14 protein-coding genes are annotated in these 15,624 nt (G+C 73.3%); 2 read left to right on the plus strand and 12 right to left on the minus strand.

Annotated elements, in window-relative coordinates:
- Window positions 1-19 precede the first annotated feature (19 nt).
- Complete coding sequence (locus CBOVI_RS07140) at window positions 20-2,173, plus strand: TPM domain-containing protein (RefSeq protein ID WP_125187293.1); 2,154 nt, start codon at window positions 20-22, stop codon at window positions 2,171-2,173.
- A gap of 106 nt (window positions 2,174-2,279) precedes the next feature.
- Here the strand turns inward: CBOVI_RS07140 and CBOVI_RS07145 are convergent, their stop codons facing one another.
- Both CBOVI_RS07145 and CBOVI_RS07150 read right to left on the minus strand, forming a co-directional pair.
- Window positions 2,280-2,822: a hypothetical protein gene (locus CBOVI_RS07145; protein ID WP_010265666.1), complete on the minus strand. Its 543-nt coding sequence runs from the start codon at window positions 2,820-2,822 to the stop codon at window positions 2,280-2,282.
- A gap of 47 nt (window positions 2,823-2,869) precedes the next feature.
- Entirely contained in the window at window positions 2,870-4,252 is a 1,383-nt protein-coding gene (locus CBOVI_RS07150) for a glycine--tRNA ligase (RefSeq protein WP_010265668.1), read from the minus strand.
- A gap of 537 nt (window positions 4,253-4,789) precedes the next feature.
- Between CBOVI_RS07150 and CBOVI_RS07155 the strand changes: the two genes are divergently transcribed.
- Complete coding sequence (locus CBOVI_RS07155; protein WP_010265670.1) at window positions 4,790-5,215, plus strand: Fur family transcriptional regulator; 426 nt, start codon at window positions 4,790-4,792, stop codon at window positions 5,213-5,215.
- 108 nt (window positions 5,216-5,323) lie between these two features.
- On the opposite strand, the gene CBOVI_RS07160 is transcribed toward CBOVI_RS07155, so the two are convergent.
- The 10 genes from CBOVI_RS07160 to dnaJ all read right to left on the minus strand — a co-directional run bounded on the left by CBOVI_RS07160 (window position 5,324) and on the right by dnaJ (window position 15,509).
- Window positions 5,324-6,637 carry a VIT1/CCC1 transporter family protein gene (locus CBOVI_RS07160; protein ID WP_010265674.1) on the minus strand — a complete coding sequence of 438 codons (1,314 nt, stop codon included), beginning with the start codon at window positions 6,635-6,637 and terminating at the stop codon, window positions 5,324-5,326.
- Complete coding sequence (locus CBOVI_RS07165) at window positions 6,634-7,461, minus strand: isoprenyl transferase (RefSeq protein WP_375781334.1); 828 nt, start codon at window positions 7,459-7,461, stop codon at window positions 6,634-6,636. The genes CBOVI_RS07160 and CBOVI_RS07165 overlap by 4 nt, the downstream gene beginning before the upstream one ends.
- Before the next feature lie 103 nt (window positions 7,462-7,564).
- Window positions 7,565-8,326, minus strand: a complete 762-nt coding sequence (recO, locus tag CBOVI_RS07170) for a DNA repair protein RecO (RefSeq protein WP_010268469.1) — start codon at window positions 8,324-8,326, stop codon at window positions 7,565-7,567.
- A gap of 57 nt (window positions 8,327-8,383) precedes the next feature.
- Window positions 8,384-9,106 carry a hypothetical protein gene (locus CBOVI_RS07175; protein WP_010268472.1) on the minus strand — a complete coding sequence of 241 codons (723 nt, stop codon included), beginning with the start codon at window positions 9,104-9,106 and terminating at the stop codon, window positions 8,384-8,386.
- A 273-nt stretch (window positions 9,107-9,379) separates the two neighbouring features.
- On the minus strand, window positions 9,380-10,408 hold the full coding sequence (gene era / locus CBOVI_RS07180) for a GTPase Era (protein ID WP_010268474.1): 1,029 nt from the start codon (window positions 10,406-10,408) through the stop codon (window positions 9,380-9,382).
- Window positions 10,398-11,744: a hemolysin family protein gene (locus CBOVI_RS07185; RefSeq protein WP_010268478.1), complete on the minus strand. Its 1,347-nt coding sequence runs from the start codon at window positions 11,742-11,744 to the stop codon at window positions 10,398-10,400. The genes era and CBOVI_RS07185 overlap by 11 nt, the downstream gene beginning before the upstream one ends.
- On the minus strand, window positions 11,741-12,418 hold the full coding sequence (gene ybeY / locus CBOVI_RS07190) for an rRNA maturation RNase YbeY (RefSeq protein WP_010268482.1): 678 nt from the start codon (window positions 12,416-12,418) through the stop codon (window positions 11,741-11,743). Before ybeY ends, CBOVI_RS07185 begins: the two co-directional genes overlap by 4 nt.
- Window positions 12,415-13,500 (minus strand): PhoH family protein, encoded by a 1,086-nt coding sequence (locus tag CBOVI_RS07195; RefSeq protein WP_010268485.1) that lies wholly within the window; start codon window positions 13,498-13,500, stop codon window positions 12,415-12,417. Before CBOVI_RS07195 ends, ybeY begins: the two co-directional genes overlap by 4 nt.
- Window positions 13,497-14,357 (minus strand): 16S rRNA (uracil(1498)-N(3))-methyltransferase, encoded by an 861-nt coding sequence (locus tag CBOVI_RS07200; RefSeq protein WP_010268489.1) that lies wholly within the window; start codon window positions 14,355-14,357, stop codon window positions 13,497-13,499. Before CBOVI_RS07200 ends, CBOVI_RS07195 begins: the two co-directional genes overlap by 4 nt.
- 3 nt (window positions 14,358-14,360) lie before the next feature.
- Complete coding sequence (gene dnaJ, locus CBOVI_RS07205; protein ID WP_010268492.1) at window positions 14,361-15,509, minus strand: molecular chaperone DnaJ; 1,149 nt, start codon at window positions 15,507-15,509, stop codon at window positions 14,361-14,363.
- Window positions 15,510-15,624 lie beyond the last annotated feature (115 nt).

Raw genomic sequence — 15,624 nt, forward strand, 5'->3', positions numbered from 1 at the left:
TTCCACTACCCTTGTGCCCATGTCCCTGCATTTCCACACACACTCCGGAACCGCGCACGTCACCACGGGTGAACACGGTTCCCTCCCGGCGCGCCGGCGCGCCGCCCGGGACACCGCCGGGACGGCGGGACGGTCCCTGCCCGCACGGCTCGCCGCCGTCGGGCTCACGGGGGCGGCGCTCGCCGCCGCGGCCGTCGTCGGCACCGGACTCGCCGGCACCCCGGACGGCGGGCCCGGTGGGCTGTTCCCCACCCCGGCCGCGTCCGCCGCACCGGCGGCGACCACCGCGGTGCGGGCGTCGTCGATCACCCTCGACCGGCAGCTCATCGACACCGCCGGGGTCCTCGACGGCGCGGACACGGCGTCGATCACGGACAAGCTCCGGTCCGGGATCAAGGAGACGGGCACGAAGCTCTACCTCGTCTTCGTCCCGTCCGTGGACGGGGACCCGAAGGCCTTCGCGCAGGAGCTGCGCCGGCAGGACCCGTCGGACAACACGGCCGTGGTCGTCGTCGACGTCGCCCACCGGCAGATCAACGGTGACATCGGCCGCGGCGTGAAGAACTCCTTCGCCTCCGACGTCAAGAAGGCGATGAAGGACAAGCTCGCCGACGACGACTGGGCCGGCGCGGCGGAGGCCGCGGCGGACGTCGCCGCGGACACGACGCCGGCGTCGACGTACGTGTGGATGGGGGCCGCCGGCGTCGCGGTCGTCGGTGGCGGCGGCGGGGCCCTGCTGTGGTCGCGCCGTCGCCGCCGCCGGGACGAGGAGCGGCAGCTGGAGGCCGCGCGGTCGATCGCCCCGGGCTCCACGCCGGACCTCGCCCGGCAGCCCACGCCCGTGCTGCGGCAGCTCGCGCAGGAGGAGCTGCAGTCGACCGACGAGTCGATCCGCAAGGGCGCCCGCGAGTACGAGGTCGCCCGGGGCGAGTTCGGCGACGACCGGACCCGCCGTCTCCGCCAGGCGCTGGAGAACTCCCGGTCCACGCTCAACCGCGCCTACGGGGTCAACGAGCGCCTCCGCTCCGGTCTCGCCTCCGGGGAGGACGAGGAGCGCGCGATGCTCATCGACATCGTCTCCTCCTGCGGGTTGGCCGACGACGAGCTCAACGGCCGGGCCGCCGAGTTCGCGGACCTGCGCCGCAAGCTCATCGACGCGCCGGACCTCCTCGACCGCACCCGGCAGGCGACGGTCGACCTGCGCGCCCGGATCCCCGCGGCCCGGCGCACGCTCGACCAGCTCAGCGGGCGGGTCGACGCCGCGCTGCTCACGTCCGTCGCGGACAACCCCGACCTCGCGGAGTCCGCGCTCGACGAGGCGGACCGGGTCCTCGACCGGGGCCGCGAGCTCGCGTCCCGCCCCGCCGGACAGCAGGGCGGGCTCATCGACGCCCTCGGCGCGGCCCGGATGGCGTGCGACCAGGCGGAGAGCCTGCTCACCGCCGTCGAGCGGGCCGAGGAGCGGCTCACGGAGGCCCGGACGAACCTCTCCTCCCTCATCGCGGAGGTCGACGACGAGATCGCGGAGGCCGACCGGCTGGCCGCCGGGCAGGCGGACATCGACCGGGCGGCACTGCGCACGGCCGTCGACCGAGCCCGGACCGCACTCGACGCCGCCCGGGGGCGCGGGGACTCCGACCCGCTCGGCACGTACTCCGACCTGCTCGAGGCCGACGGTGAGCTGGACATCCGGCTCGACGAGGCCCGGGGCGTCGTCAGCGACTACCGCCACACCGTCGAGCTCGTCGACCGCACGGCCATGCAGGCCGAACAGCAGCTCACCGCGGTGGAGGACACGATCCACACCCGGGGCTCCATCATCGGCGTGGACGCCCGGACCGCGGCGGAGTCCACGCGGCAGGCCCTCGACGAGGCGACGCGGCTGCGCGACCCCCGCCCGCGGGACGCCTTCGTCCTCGCGCAGCGGGCCAGCGGCCTCGCCCGGGAGGCGGCGACGCTCGCCCAGCGGGACATCGAGGACTTCACCCGCCGGAACTCCCACCGTGGTGGTGGCGGGGGCGGCGACATCGTCACCGGCCTCGTGCTCGGGTCACTGCTCAGCGGCCACGGCGGCTGGGGCGGTGGCTTCAGCGGCGGCGGGTTCGGCGGCGGTGGGGGCGGCGACTTCGGCGGCGGCGGGTTCGGCGACTTCGGCGGCGGCGACAGCTTCTAGGTCCGACGCCCCCCTCCGCGCCCGCGCCCGGCGCGGGCGCGGTGCCGGTCGGGCGCCTCTGCCGGGGCCGGACCCCCACCCCGCGGGCGCCCCGCGCCCGGGGCGGCTAGAGCAGCCCCATGAACACGGCGATCATGAACGGCACGAGGATGATGAGCCCGACCGTCCACGCCAACGTGCCGTTGAGCACCCGCGTCTCCATGCACCGCCGGGCGACCCAGCTGAGGAACACCTGGACGTCGAGCGGCAGGGCCTCCCCCGGCCCCTCGAACTGCACGTGCAGGTTCTTCAGGCCCCGGTTCTCGCTGGTGAACTGGCCGGCCTTCACCCCGTCGATGTCGAGGACGAACTGGCGGCGGGACTCCGCCTCGACGGTGACCGTGTGCCGGTCCGCCACGCACCGGACGGTGCGGGAGCGGGCGAAGGTCGCGGCGTCACCGGTCGCGGTGAACGTGCCGGACATCGTCGCGGCGGACGCCTCCGGCCCCTTGTCCGCGGTGAGGGACCACGTGTCGCCGCCGAAGCGGATCGTCGAGACCCCCCTCTCCTCCGAGTACTCCGCGACCCGGTCCATGTCCGTGGTCGGCCCGGCGTAGATCGGGAAGGTGTGTCCGTCATCGGGCAGGGCCCAACGGATGTCGGTGTTCACTGTGCGTCCCTTCCGGGGTCGGGGGGTGGGGGTCGGGGGCTCGGGCGTCAGCAGCCCGCGAGCCGCTCGGCGAGGTAGCCGCGGAGCTTGTCGAGGCTCACGCGCTCCTGGGTCATCGTGTCCCGCTCACGGACGGTCACGGCCTGGTCCTCGAGCGTGTCGAAGTCGACGGTGACGCAGAACGGGGTGCCGATCTCGTCCTGGCGGCGGTAGCGGCGGCCGATCGCCCCGGAGGTGTCGTAGTCCACGTTCCAGAACCCGCGGAGGTCCGCGGCGACCTTCTCCGCCGTCGGCGTGAGCGTGTCCTTCTTCGACAGCGGCAGCACCGCGACCTTCACCGGGGCCAGCCGCCGGTCGAGGCGCAGGACGACGCGCTTGTCCACGCCGCCCTTCGTGTTCGGGGCCTCGTCCTCGTGGTACGCGTCGACGAGGAAGGCCATCATCGCCCGGCCGAGGCCGGCCGCCGGCTCGATGACGTACGGGGTCCAGCGCTCGTTGAGCTCCTGGTCGAAGTAGCTGAGGTCCTCCCCCGAGCCCTTCGCGTGCACGGAGAGGTCGTAGTCCGTGCGGTTGGCGATGCCCTCCAGCTCACCCCAGCGGGACCCGGCGAAGTTGAACGCGTACTCCACGTCGACGGTGCGCTTGGAGTAGTGCGACAGCTTCTCCTTCGGGTGCTCGTAGAGCCGCAGGTTCTCCGGGTCGATGCCGAGGTCGATGTACCACTGGAGCCGGTCGTCGATCCAGTACTGGTGCCATTCCTCGTCCTCGCCGGGCTTGACGAAGAACTCCATCTCCATCTGCTCGAACTCGCGGGTCCGGAAGATGAAGTTGCCGGGGGTGATCTCGTTGCGGAAGGACTTGCCCGTCTGGGCGATGCCGAACGGGGGCTTCATCCGCGCCGAGGTCATGACGTTCTTGAAGTTCACGAAGATACCCTGGGCGGTCTCCGGGCGGAGGTAGTGCAGGCCCTCCTCGTCCGCCACCGGGCCGAGGTACGTGCGGAGCAGCCCGGAGAACTCGCGGGGCTCGGTCCACTTGCCCGGCTCGCCGGTCTCGGGGTCGTTGATGTCGGCCAGACCGTTCGCCGGCGGGTGGCCGTGCTTCTCCTCATAGGCCTCGAGGAGGTGGTCCGCGCGGTAGCGCTTGTGGGTGTGGAGGGACTCGACGAGCGGGTCCGAGAAGACCTCGACGTGCCCGGACTCCTCCCAGACCTGCCGGGGCAGGATCACGGAGCTGTCGAGGCCGACGACGTCCCGGCGGCCCGTGACCATGTGCCGCCACCACTGGCGCTTGAGGTTCTCCTTCAGCTCCACGCCGAGCGGACCGTAGTCCCAGGCCGACCGTGTACCGCCGTAGATCTCACCGCAGGGGAAGACCAGTCCGCGCCTCTTGCAGAGGTTGACGACGGTGTCGATGCTGCTTGCGGCCATGCTTGTGCACTCCTTGAAAGAGGTCGGTGACGGTCGTGTGTCATCCCGCCGACGTGCCCGGTCCGGGCCGCCGGCACCGGGGCGTCCGCCCCCGGTCGAGAGTCACGTACATCCTACCGCCCGCCCTGTCGGCCACCACCACCCGCGCTCCCCTGCCGCGGCGGCGGGCCACCGGGCGGTGTCCGCCCGGTGCACGCATTCTCATCCGGGCATTAAAAAAGGACCCGCGGATTGGGGGGGGGTAAACTCCGCGGGTCCCGGCCGCACTGTCCTCCGAAGAGAATGGGGCCTGTTCCCCGTTGATTGGGACGTTGCGTAGGGGGGGGGATAACGCCGTCCCAGGGGAACTGGACCCAATCTAGCCCCTGTCCGGTGCAGCTGTCAAATGTCCGGCCCGACCGGATCCGCGACCGGGATACCGCGCTGGTCAACGGGCACGGCGCGGGCACCGTCGCCGCCGCAGGCGTGTGGAAAGCGCTTGATGAAAACGCTAGCCTTGACCGAGGTCGACTGGACGGCCAGACCGGAGGACACGACATGACACCCACAGCCCCGAAGCCCAGGATCGGTCAGCGCAACACCCGCCAGCGCGCCGCCGTGATCGAGATCCTCGAGGGACAGACGACCTTCGCGAGCGCCCAGGACATCCACGCGCGGCTCACCCGGGAGGGCAAGAAGGTCGGTCTCACGACGGTCTACCGGACCCTCCAGGAGCTCAACGAGCTCGGCATGATCGACACGCTCCAGGACGACGGCGGGGAGATGCTCTACCGGAGCTGCTCGACGGACGACCACCACCATCACCTCGTGTGCACGAACTGCCGCCGCACCGTCGAGATCGACGGCGGGCCCGTCGAGGAGTGGGCCGACGAGATCGCCTCCCGGTACGGCTTCACCCGCACCGGCCACACGGCCGAGATCTTCGGGCTCTGCGCGGACTGCTCCGCGTCCGGCACGCCCTGACGACGCCCCCGCCCGCGCCGCAGGCTCAGCCGGTCCCGGCGCATCCTGTCGCGGCACGACCGGGGACGACGCCGCCCCGACGCCGCACAGCGCCCCCGCGACCCGGGCTCAGCCCGTCGTGACGTTGAACAGCGCGCCGAGACCGTAGGTCACGGCCGCCGCCCCCATCCCGATGACCCACTGCCGCAGCGCGCGTCGGCCCGGGGACATCCCGGACAACAGGCCGACGAGCCCACCGGTGAGCATGAGCGCGACGCTCACGAGCACGCAGCTCAGCACCGCCGCCGCGGTCCCCTGGAGCCCCAGGATGAACGGCAGGACGGGGACGACCGCGCCGCCGGCGAAGCAGAGGAAGCTCGACAGGGCGGCCGACACCGGGCTGCCCGTCGCGTCCTCCGCGTCGATGTCCTCCCGGGCCTGGCGGTCGACGGCGTCGAAAATGGCGGGCCGGGACCCCTCCCCACCGGCCCCCTCGCCGGTGCCGGCCCCCTCGGTGAGGACCTCACCGGTGGGCGCGCCGGTGGCCCCACCGGCCCCGGACCCCTCGCCGACGGCATCCGCCGGCGCACCACCCGTCCCCGCCGGCCCGGCGTGACGGACGAGGTCGGCGAACACCCGCGCGGCCTTGACCCGCGCCTCCTCCGGCTCCATGCCGCGGGCGCGGTAGACGAGCGCGAGCTCGTTGGCGTCGACGTCGAGCTTCGGCACCGCCTCCGACGCCTCCGGGTCCGGGGTCGACGCGGCGAGCAGCTCCCGCTGCGAACTCACCGAGACATACTCCCCCGCCGCCATCGACAACGCCCCCGAGAGCAGCCCCGCGACACCGGTGACGAGCACGACGTGCGAACTCACTCCGGAGCCGATGACACCGAGGACGAGGGCGAGGTTGGAGACGAGCCCGTCGTTCGCCCCGAACACGGCCGCCCGGAAGTTGCCGGACATCTGCGCCCGCCCCCGGGAGGCGAGGCCGCGCACGACCTCGGCGTGGATCGCCTCGTCCGCCGCCATGCGCTCCGAGGCGTCGTTGTCCTGGATGTAGTCGTTGCGGGTCTCGGCGGACTGCATGAGCGCGAGGACGAACACCGACCCGAACCGACGTGCCATCCACGCCATGACCCGGGTCCCGGGGCTCGCCTTCCGGGGGAGGCCGACGTACTCGCCGAGGCGGGTGCGCCAGTAGTCCTCGTGGCGGGCCTCGGCGTCCGCGATCGCGAGGAGGATCGCCCGCTCCTCCCCGGTCTTCTTCCGCGCGAGTTCGCGGTAGACCGCGCCCTCGGCGCGCTCGTTGGCGAGGTAGCGCCGCCAGCGGGCGATCTGGCGGGGCGTCGGGGTCTCCCCGGTCGGTGCGGCGGGCACGGCGTCGCCGTCGGGCCCCCCACCGGGACCGGCCCCGGACCCGCGGTGGTCCCCGGCCCCGGTCATTTCTCCACCCCGCCGAACCGGCGGTCCCGGCGCGCGAACTCCAGGACGGCCTCCCTCAGGTGGGCGCCGGTGTAGTCCGGGAAGAGCACATCCTGGTACACCATCTCGGCGTACACGGACTGCCAGGGGAGGAAGTTCGACGTCCGCATCTCCCCGGACGGCCGGAGGAACAGGTCGACGTCCGGCATGTCCGGCTCCGCCAGGTAGCGCGCGAACACGTCCTGCGTGATGTCCGCCGGCCGCAGGTCCCCGGCCCGGACGTCCTCCGCCAGCGCCCGGGCGGCGTCGGTGATCTCGGCGCGGCCGCCGTAGTTCAGGCACATGGCGAGGGTCAGGCGGGTGTTGTCCTTCGTCTGCTCCTCCGCCCGGCGGAGCTCGCTGATGACGCTGCGCCACAGGCGCGGACGGCGGCCGACCCAGCGCACGCGGACGCCCTTGCGGTCGAGTTCGTCCCGGCGCCGGCGCAGCACCTCCCGGTTGAAGCCCATGAGGAACCTCACCTCCTGGGCGCTGCGCCGCCAGTTCTCCGTCGAGAACGCGTACGCCGAGAGGTAGTCGACGCCGAGGTCGAGGCACTCGTCGACGATCCGCATGAGGGCGGCCTCCCCCCGCCGGTGGCCCTCCGTGCGCTCCAGGCCCCGCTGCTGGGCCCACCGGCCGTTGCCGTCCATGACGACGGCGATGTGCCGGGGCACGAACTCGGCGGGGACCGGGACCGGGGACCCGGCCGGCGCGGCGGACGTGCCCGGGTCGGCGGCGGGCTCCGCGGCGGTGGTCGCGGCGGCGGTCGACCCGGCGGTCGCGTCGGCCGCGGCGGTGCTCACGTCGGCGGGGCGGGGGCGGTCGGAGGAACGGGAATTCACCTGTGTCATTGTGCCAGTCCCGGTGAGGAATGAAAACAGTGCGTCGGGTTCCGGTTCAGGAGTGTCACACGGCGGCGTACGCGGAGAACGGCCGTTCCACCTGCTGGCGCACGTGGGCGACGAGCAGGTCGTGGGCGGTGCCGAGGATGTCCGCCCCGTCCCCGGACTCCGCGAGCCGGGACAGCTCCTCGTCCCGGCCGTGGGCGAGCCACCACAGCGCCCGCACGGCCGCCGGCGGCGGGGTGAGGGACCCCGGCGGACGGCACACCGTGCACACCGCGCCCCCGGCGAGCGGGTGGAACGCCCGGTGCGGGCCCCGCTTCCCGCACTGGGCGCAGTCGACGAGGCTCGGCGCCCACCCCGCCACGGTGAGGGCGTGGAGGACGAACCGGTCGACGAGGGTCCGGGGCGGGAGCGGGTGCGCCGCGGGGCGGACCCCGGCGATGTCGGCGAGCGCGGCGTCGAGGAGGTCGAAGATCTCCCCGCCGTCCTCCCCCGCCGTGACCTGGGCGACCTCGAGGGCCGCGGTGGCGGCGTAGTACCGGTCGACGTCCGCGACGATCTGCGGGGCGTACGTCGCGACCGTCGCGGCGTCCGTGATGGAGGCGAGGTCCCGGCCCGGGTAGAGCTGCACGTCGACGCGGCAGAACCGGTCGAGGCGGGAGCCGAAGCGGGAGTTCGGCTTGCGCACCCCCTTGGCGACGCCACGGACGGTGCCGTGGTTCCTCGTGAGCAGGACGATCACGAGGTCCGCCTCGCCGAGCTTGTGGGTCCGGACGACGAACGCCTCGTCCCGGAAGCTGGGGCGGGATCCTCTCCTGGACATGCGGCCAGCTTACCCCCGGGGTCGGACGCCGCCGGCGGGCTCACCGCCGCGGGGCGGCTACTGCCGGTCCTGGCCCTGGCCGTGGCCGTGGCCCTCGCCCGGCTGGCCGAACTGCTGCTGGCCCGGCGCCGGCTGCCCGAACTGCCCGTGGCCCTGGCCCGGCTGGCCGAACTGCTGCTGACCCGGCGCCGGCTGCCCGTGGCCGTACGGCCCGGCCTGCCCGAGGCGGTTCTGGAAGCCCTCGGAGTTCGTCCCGTACTGCATCTCCCACGACGTGCCGCCGGCGGAGGCGGAGTAGACGAACTCGTTGACCTTGTTCTTGAAGGAGTCCAGCTGGGTGTTCTCCAGGAAGGACACCGTCGTCTCCGTGCTGTTGCCGCCGTTGTTCTGCATGATGAGCGCCGAGGTCACCGCGTTGCAGGCCATGGCGAAGAACAGCAGCGTGAGGACGAGGCTGAGGAGGACCATGAAGACCGAGCCCGCGGACACGGCGCTGAACAGCCAGACGAGGCACACGATGCCGAGAACCGCCCCGACGATGAGCCGACCCAGCCGCACGCGCAGCGACGTCGTCAGCCCGGCGATGGCCCCCATGGGCATGCTCCGCTCCTCGAAGCCGAGCGGGATCACGCCCAGGACGGTGTTCGGGAACTTCACGACCAGCCGCTTGTTCGTCACGGTCATGGTCGTCCTCAGCCAGAACAGGATCAGGTTCGGGCGGAACGCCCGCGTGTACAGCCCCTGTTCACCGGGAGCGAGAATGATGTCACCGGAAGCCACCGGGAACCCCTTTCAATGTCGGTGCGGATACGGCGGACGGCGGGATCGCCACCACCGGCGTCCACTGGGACCCGACCGGGCCCGCGGACGCACAGGTTGTGTCTATCAACGCCGTCCCGCCGGTCCGCGCCGCGAGAGGAACGGTCCCCACGCCCCTGCCGACACGTCCCCCCACGCCCGCCGCGCCCCCCGCGCCCCCCGCGCCCCCCGCGGGCCCGACCCCACGCCCCTGCCGACGGGTCCCCCACACCCTCCCCGCGGGCCGCACCCCGGTCAGAAGCCCATGCGCCCCAGCTGCTTCGGGTCGGTCTGCCAGTTCTTCGCCACCTTGATCCGCAGGTCGAGGTAGACGTTCCGGTCGAGGAGGTCGATGATCTCGCGGCGGGCGTCGTGCACGATCCGGGTGAGACGACGGCCCCCCTTGCCGCGGATGATCGCCTTCTGCCCGTCGCGCTCGACGAAGATCACCGCGTGGACCTGCAGCACCCCGGGGCGCGTCGGGGAGTCGAACATCTCGTCGATCTGCACGGCGACGGAGTGCGGCAGCTCGTCGTGGAGCCCGCCGAGCGCCGCCTCCCGGATGAGCTCCGCCATGCGGGTCTCGGTGTCGTCGTCGGTGACGTGGTCGTCCGGGTAGTACTTCGGTCCCTCGGGGAGGAGGCCGACGATGACGTCGAGCAGCACGTCCGTCTGGATGCCGTCGACCGCCGAGACGGGCACGACGTCCACGCCGAGCAGGTCGTGCAGCGCGAGCAGCTGCTCGCCGACCCGGTCCTTCGAGACGGTGTCCACCTTCGTCACGATGCCGACGAGGGGCGTGCGCGGGGCGACGGTGCGGACCGCGTCGACGATCCACCGGTCCCCGGGGCCGATCTTCTCGTTGGCGGGGACGCACACCCCGATGACGTCGACGTCGGAGTAGGTCTCCTTGACCATGTCGTTGAGCCGCTCGCCGAGGAGGGTCCGGGGCCGGTGGAGCCCGGGGGTGTCGACGACGACCACCTGGGCGTCCGGCCGGTGGACGATGCCGCGCACGGGGTGGCGGGTCGTCTCCGGCTGGTCGGCGGTGATCGCGATCTTCTCCCCCACCAGCGCGTTGGTGAGCGTGGACTTGCCGGTGTTCGGCCGGCCGACGAAGCTGACGAACCCGGAGCGGAAGCCGTCCGGCCGGTCGCCGAGGCCACCGGTCGGGTCCGCGGTGGTGACCGCAGCCGTGTCCGCGGTCGGGTCCGTGGTGGTGTCGGCGGTGCTGTCGGGGCTGTCGGAACTGTCGGGGCTGGTCCCGGAAGGGTCAGCGGCCATGGTCGGTCCTTTCGTCGTCGTCCGCGACGGGACCGGCGGGGCCGGTCACGACGACGGAACGGATCTTGAGGCGACCGCGACGGTCGCGGCCACCTTCGCAGTGCAGGTGCAGTCCGGCGACCTCGACCTCGGCCCCGGGCAGCGGGACGCGCCCGAGCTCGAAGGCGGCGAGTCCCGCCACGGTCTCGACGTCCTCGTGCTGCTCGTCGGTGAAGGACACGCCCCGGTCGGCGAACAGCTCCTCCAGCTCGTCGAGCCCGAAGCGGGCGACGACGCGGTACCGGCCGTCGCCGAGCTCCTCGACGGGGGCCTGCTCGGAGTCGTCGTACTCGTCGGCGATCTCGCCGACGATCTCCTCGAGGATGTCCTCGATGGAGATCAGCCCCGCGATGCCGCCGTACTCGTCGACGAGCATCGCGATGTGGATGTGGTCGCGCTGCATGTCCTCGAGGAGGTCGTCGAGCTTGCGGGAGTCCGGCACGAACACCGGGTCGCGCATGACGTCGGTGACGGGCACCGACCGGCCGCTGTCCCGGGAACTGTACGTCCGGGCGACGAGGTCCTTGAGGTACACGACGCCGACGATGTCGTCGACACTCTCGCCGATGACCGGCAGCCGGGAGTGGCCGGACCGGACGCACAGGCTCGTCGCCTGGCCGGCGGACTTCGTGTCCTCGATCCACAGCATCTCCGGCCGGGGCACCATGACCGACCGGGCGGGCGTCGAGGCGAGGTCGAAGACGGACTGGATCATCCGCCGCTCGTCGTTCTCCACGATGCCCCGCTCCGAGGCGATGTCCACCATCTCCCGCAGCTCGATCTCCGAGGCGAACGGGCCGTCCCGGAAGCCGCGCCCCGGGGTGATGAGGGTGCCGAACCACACGAGGACCTTCGCCACCGGGCCGAGGACGACGCCCACCGCCGCGAGCACCGGCGCCGCGCGCAGGGACAGCGTGTACGGGTTCTGGCGCCCGAGGGTCCGCGAGATCACGCCGACGACGACGTAGGTGAACAGGGCGACGAGCGCGATGACGAGGACGAGGGACCCGCCGGAGGTGCCGAACACCCGGACGGCCAGCGACGCCGCGAGCACACTCGCCGCGACCTCACTGACCGTGCGCAGCAGGACGAGCAGGTTGATGTGCTCGGCCCGGCGGCCGAGCACCGCGAGGAGACGGGGCGCACCGGGGCGTTCGTCGTCGACCATCGTCTCCACCCGGGCGCGGGACAGGGAGGCCACGGCGGTCTCCACCGAGCTCAGCACACCCGCCAGCGGGAGGAGGACCACGATGCCGACGACGGTCCACAGCACCGACGCCGCCGGGGAGCCCGTCACCGTGCGGCCCCTCCGCCACGGCCGGCACCGGGGTCCCCGGCGGGTCCGGTGTCCCCGGAGTCGGTGAAGCTCACGCGCTCGGGGTCACCCGGGGCGTCGCCGCTGAACGGCGGCGGCACCGGGTTCGACGACGTCCGGTCGTCCCGGTCCGCGGCCGTGGGGAACGCCGCCGGGCTCGACGGCTTCGGGCCGAAGGACACGCCCCGCTCGTCCTGCGAGTCGTACCACGAGGCGAGGATGTCGTTCTGGAGGGAGAACATCCGCTGCTCCTCCTCCGGGGTGACGTGGTCGAAGCCCAGCAGGTGGAGCACCCCGTGGACCGTGAGCAGGTCGAGCTCGTGGGACAGGGGGTGGCCCGCCCGCTCGGCCTGCCCCAGCGCGAACTCCGGGCAGAGCATGATGTCGCCGAGCATCGCCGGCGACGGCGCCGGGCCGTCCTTGCGGCCCCAGCCCGGCGTGAGCTCGTCCATCGGGAAGCTCATGACGTCCGTCGGGCCGGGCAGGTCGAGCCACCGCAGGTGGAGGTCGGCGATCGTGTCGAGGTCGACGACGTGGATCGACAGCTCGGCGGCGGAGTGGACGTCCATCGTCCACAGGGCGAACCGGGCGACGTCGAGCAGTTCCTCCTCGTTGACGTCGCCGAACGCGGACTCGTTGAAGATCTCGATGCTCACTGTGCACTCCCGTGGGTGTGTGGGGGTCCGCCGTACTCCCGGCGACGGTTCCGGTCGGCCGCGCGGCGCTCGGCCCGGATCTCCTCCCGGTCCTGGCGCTCCAGCTCCCGCTCCGCCTCGTAGCGGCCGTAGGCGTCGACGATCCTGCCGACGAGGTGGTGGCGGACGACGTCGGCGCTGTCGAACTCCGTGACGTGCACGCCCCGGACGTCCGCGAGGACCTGCCGCGCGACGGCCAGGCCGCTCTCCTGCCGGTCCGGCAGGTCGACCTGGCTCATGTCCCCGGTGACGACGATCTTCGAACCGAAGCCCAGCCGGGTGAGGAACATCTTCATCTGCGCGGGCGTCGTGTTCTGCGCCTCGTCGAGGATGACGAACGCCCCGTTGAGCGTCCGGCCGCGCATGTACGCCAGCGGCGCGACCTCGATGACCCCGGTCTCCATGAGCTTCGGGATCGTCTCCGGGTCGACCATGTCCCGCAGGGCGTCGTGGAGGGGGCGCAGGTAGGGGTCGATCTTCTCCGTGAGCGTGCCGGGCAGGAAGCCCAGCCGCTCCCCGGCCTCGACCGCCGGACGGGTGAGGATGATGCGGGACACCTCCCGCCGCTGGAGCGCCTGGACGGCCTTCGCCACGGCGAGGTACGTCTTGCCCGTCCCGGCGGGGCCGACGCCGAGGACGACGGTGTTCCGGTCGATCGCGTCGACGTACTCCCGCTGGCCGACCGTCGTCGGGCGGACGCTGCGGCCGCGCCGGCTGACGATCGCGTCACCGGCGACGTCGCCCGCGGAGAGCTCCTCCCGGTCGAGGTCGTCGATCATGCCGATCACCCGCGTCGTGACCTCGGGGGTCACGGCGGCGCCGCGCGCGGCGAGCGACTCCAGTTCGCGGATGACCCGGCGGGCGCGGGCGACCTCCGTGGCCTCTCCGCGCACCGTGAGGTGGTGGCCCCGGGTGTGGATGTCCGCGTCCACCCGGTCCTCGATGACGCGGAGGTTCGCGTCCGCGGCCCCCATGACGGTGGGGGCGGTCTCCGGGACGAGGTCGACGGTCGCGCTCGCGACGCGCCTGGCTGGTTGCTTCATCGCGACCATCCTAACCCGAGCGGGCCGGGAGCCCGGCCCCAGCGTGCGGTGAGCACCCCTAGCGCCCCGAGGGCGACGGCCGCCGCGGACGCCGTGCGCAGCACCTCCGGGCCGAGGACGACGGCGGTCGCGCCGTGGGTGCCGGCGAGGACGTCGACCTCCCGGTCGCTCACCCCGCCCTCCGGCCCGACGACGAGCACGAGTTCGTCGACCGGCCCGACGTCCGCGACGGCCCGGGCGAACGGCACGGCGGCGGCCTCGTGGAGGACGAGCACGGCCGTCGTCCAGCCGGCCTCCCCCGGGTCGGCGGCCTCCGCCCACGGCGGGGCGTCGAGCACCGTCCCCAGGTCGGCGACGTCGCCGAGCAGCGGCGCGACGACCGCCCCCTCCGTCCGCCGGGACTGCTTCATCGCCGCGAGCGCGGCCGTCGCCCACTTCGCGCGCGCCTTCTCGACGCGGCCGGGCTTGCCGGACCAGCGGGCGATGCAGCGGTCCGCCTCCCACGGCACGATCCGGTCCGCCCCGGCCTGCACGGCGAGGTCGACGGCCAGTTCCGCCCGCTCGGACTTCGGCACGGCCTGGACGACGGTCACGCGCGGGCGCGGGCGGTGCGGCGGCAGCACCTCGGTGACCTCCACGGCCCCGTCGCGCCACCGGCCCCGCACGGCCGTCCCCGCCCCGTCGGTCACGACGACGCTCTCCCCCGCCCCGATGCGCTTGACCGCCGCGTGCCGCGCCTCCTCCGCGGGGAGGGTGACGACGAGCCCCTCCGCGGCCGCGCCGTCCCCGCCGCCGGCGGCCGGCCGGTCGCCCAGCCGGTCACGCAGCGTCGGGTCGTGGAAGACCGGGTCCGTCACCGGTCACCGCCCGAACCGGTGCCGGATCCGGGAGAACAGCCCGCCGGAGCGCTCGTCGGACCGGGACGACACCCCGGCCGACTCCTTCGTCGACGAGCGGAACTCCTCGAGCAGCTCCCGCTGCCGGTGGTCGAGGCCCGTCGGCACGGTGACGTCGACGTGCGTGACGAGCGACCCGTGGCCCTCCCGGCGCAGCCGGGGCATCCCCTTGTCCTTGACCGTCACCGTCGCCTCCGGCTGGGTCCCGGGCTCGAGGGTGACCGTCGTGGTCTCCCCCTGGAACAGGCCGACCTCGACGTCGGTGCCGAGGGCGGCGTCGGCCATCGGCACCCGGACGGTGACGTGGAGGTCGTCGCCGTCGCGCACGAGGTAGGGGTGCTCGAGGGTGCGGGTCTCGACGTACAGGTCACCGGCCGGGCCGCCGCCCGGACCGACCTCCCCCTCCCCGGAGAGCCGGATGCGCATCCCGTCGGCGATGCCGGCGGGGACGTTGACGGTGATGTCGCGGCGCGCGCGGACGCGGGCGTCGCCGCCGCAGTTCTCGCACGGGTCCGTGATGACCTCGCCGGAGCCGTTGCACCGGTGGCAGGGGCGGGCGACCTGCACGCGCCCGAGGATGGACTGCTGGAGCTCCGTGACCTGGCCCTGCCCGTGGCACGTCGGGCACGTCTCCGGGGCGGAGCGGGACGCGGAGCCGGTGCCGTCGCACACGTCGCAGAGGACGGCCGTGTCGACCGTCACCTCGCGGCTGACCCCCGTGAAGCACTCCTCGAGGGTGAGGTCCATGCGCAGCAGGGCGTCGTTCCCCGGACGGACCCGGGGCACCCTCCCGCCCCCGGCCCCGCCCCCGGCGGCGCCGAAGAAGGCCTCGAAGATGTCGCCGAGGTTGCCCGAGCCCGGGAAGCCGCCGGCGCCCCCGGGCTGGCCGAAGCCCTGCTCCTGGGGGTCGCCGCCGGCGTCGACGATGCGCCGCTTCTGCGGGTCGGTGAGGACCTCCTGGGCGACGGAGATCTCGCGGAACTTCTCCGCGGCCTCCTCGGACGGGTTGACGTCCGGGTGGTACTTCCGGGCGAGGCGGCGGTACGCCTTCTTGATCTCTGCGTCCGAGGCGTCACGGTCGACGCCGAGGATTCCGTAATAGTCGCGTGCCACTGTGCGGTTACGTCCTTCGTCGTGCTTGCGGTGCGGGGTGCGGTGCCGGACCAGTGTAGTCGGCCCGCCCCGCACCCGCCGTCCCGGGGTGCGCGACCCCGCCGGCCCCGGCCGT

The organism is Corynebacterium bovis DSM 20582 = CIP 54.80 (assembly GCF_030408615.1).
GTDB lineage: Bacteria > Actinomycetota > Actinomycetes > Mycobacteriales > Mycobacteriaceae > Corynebacterium > Corynebacterium bovis.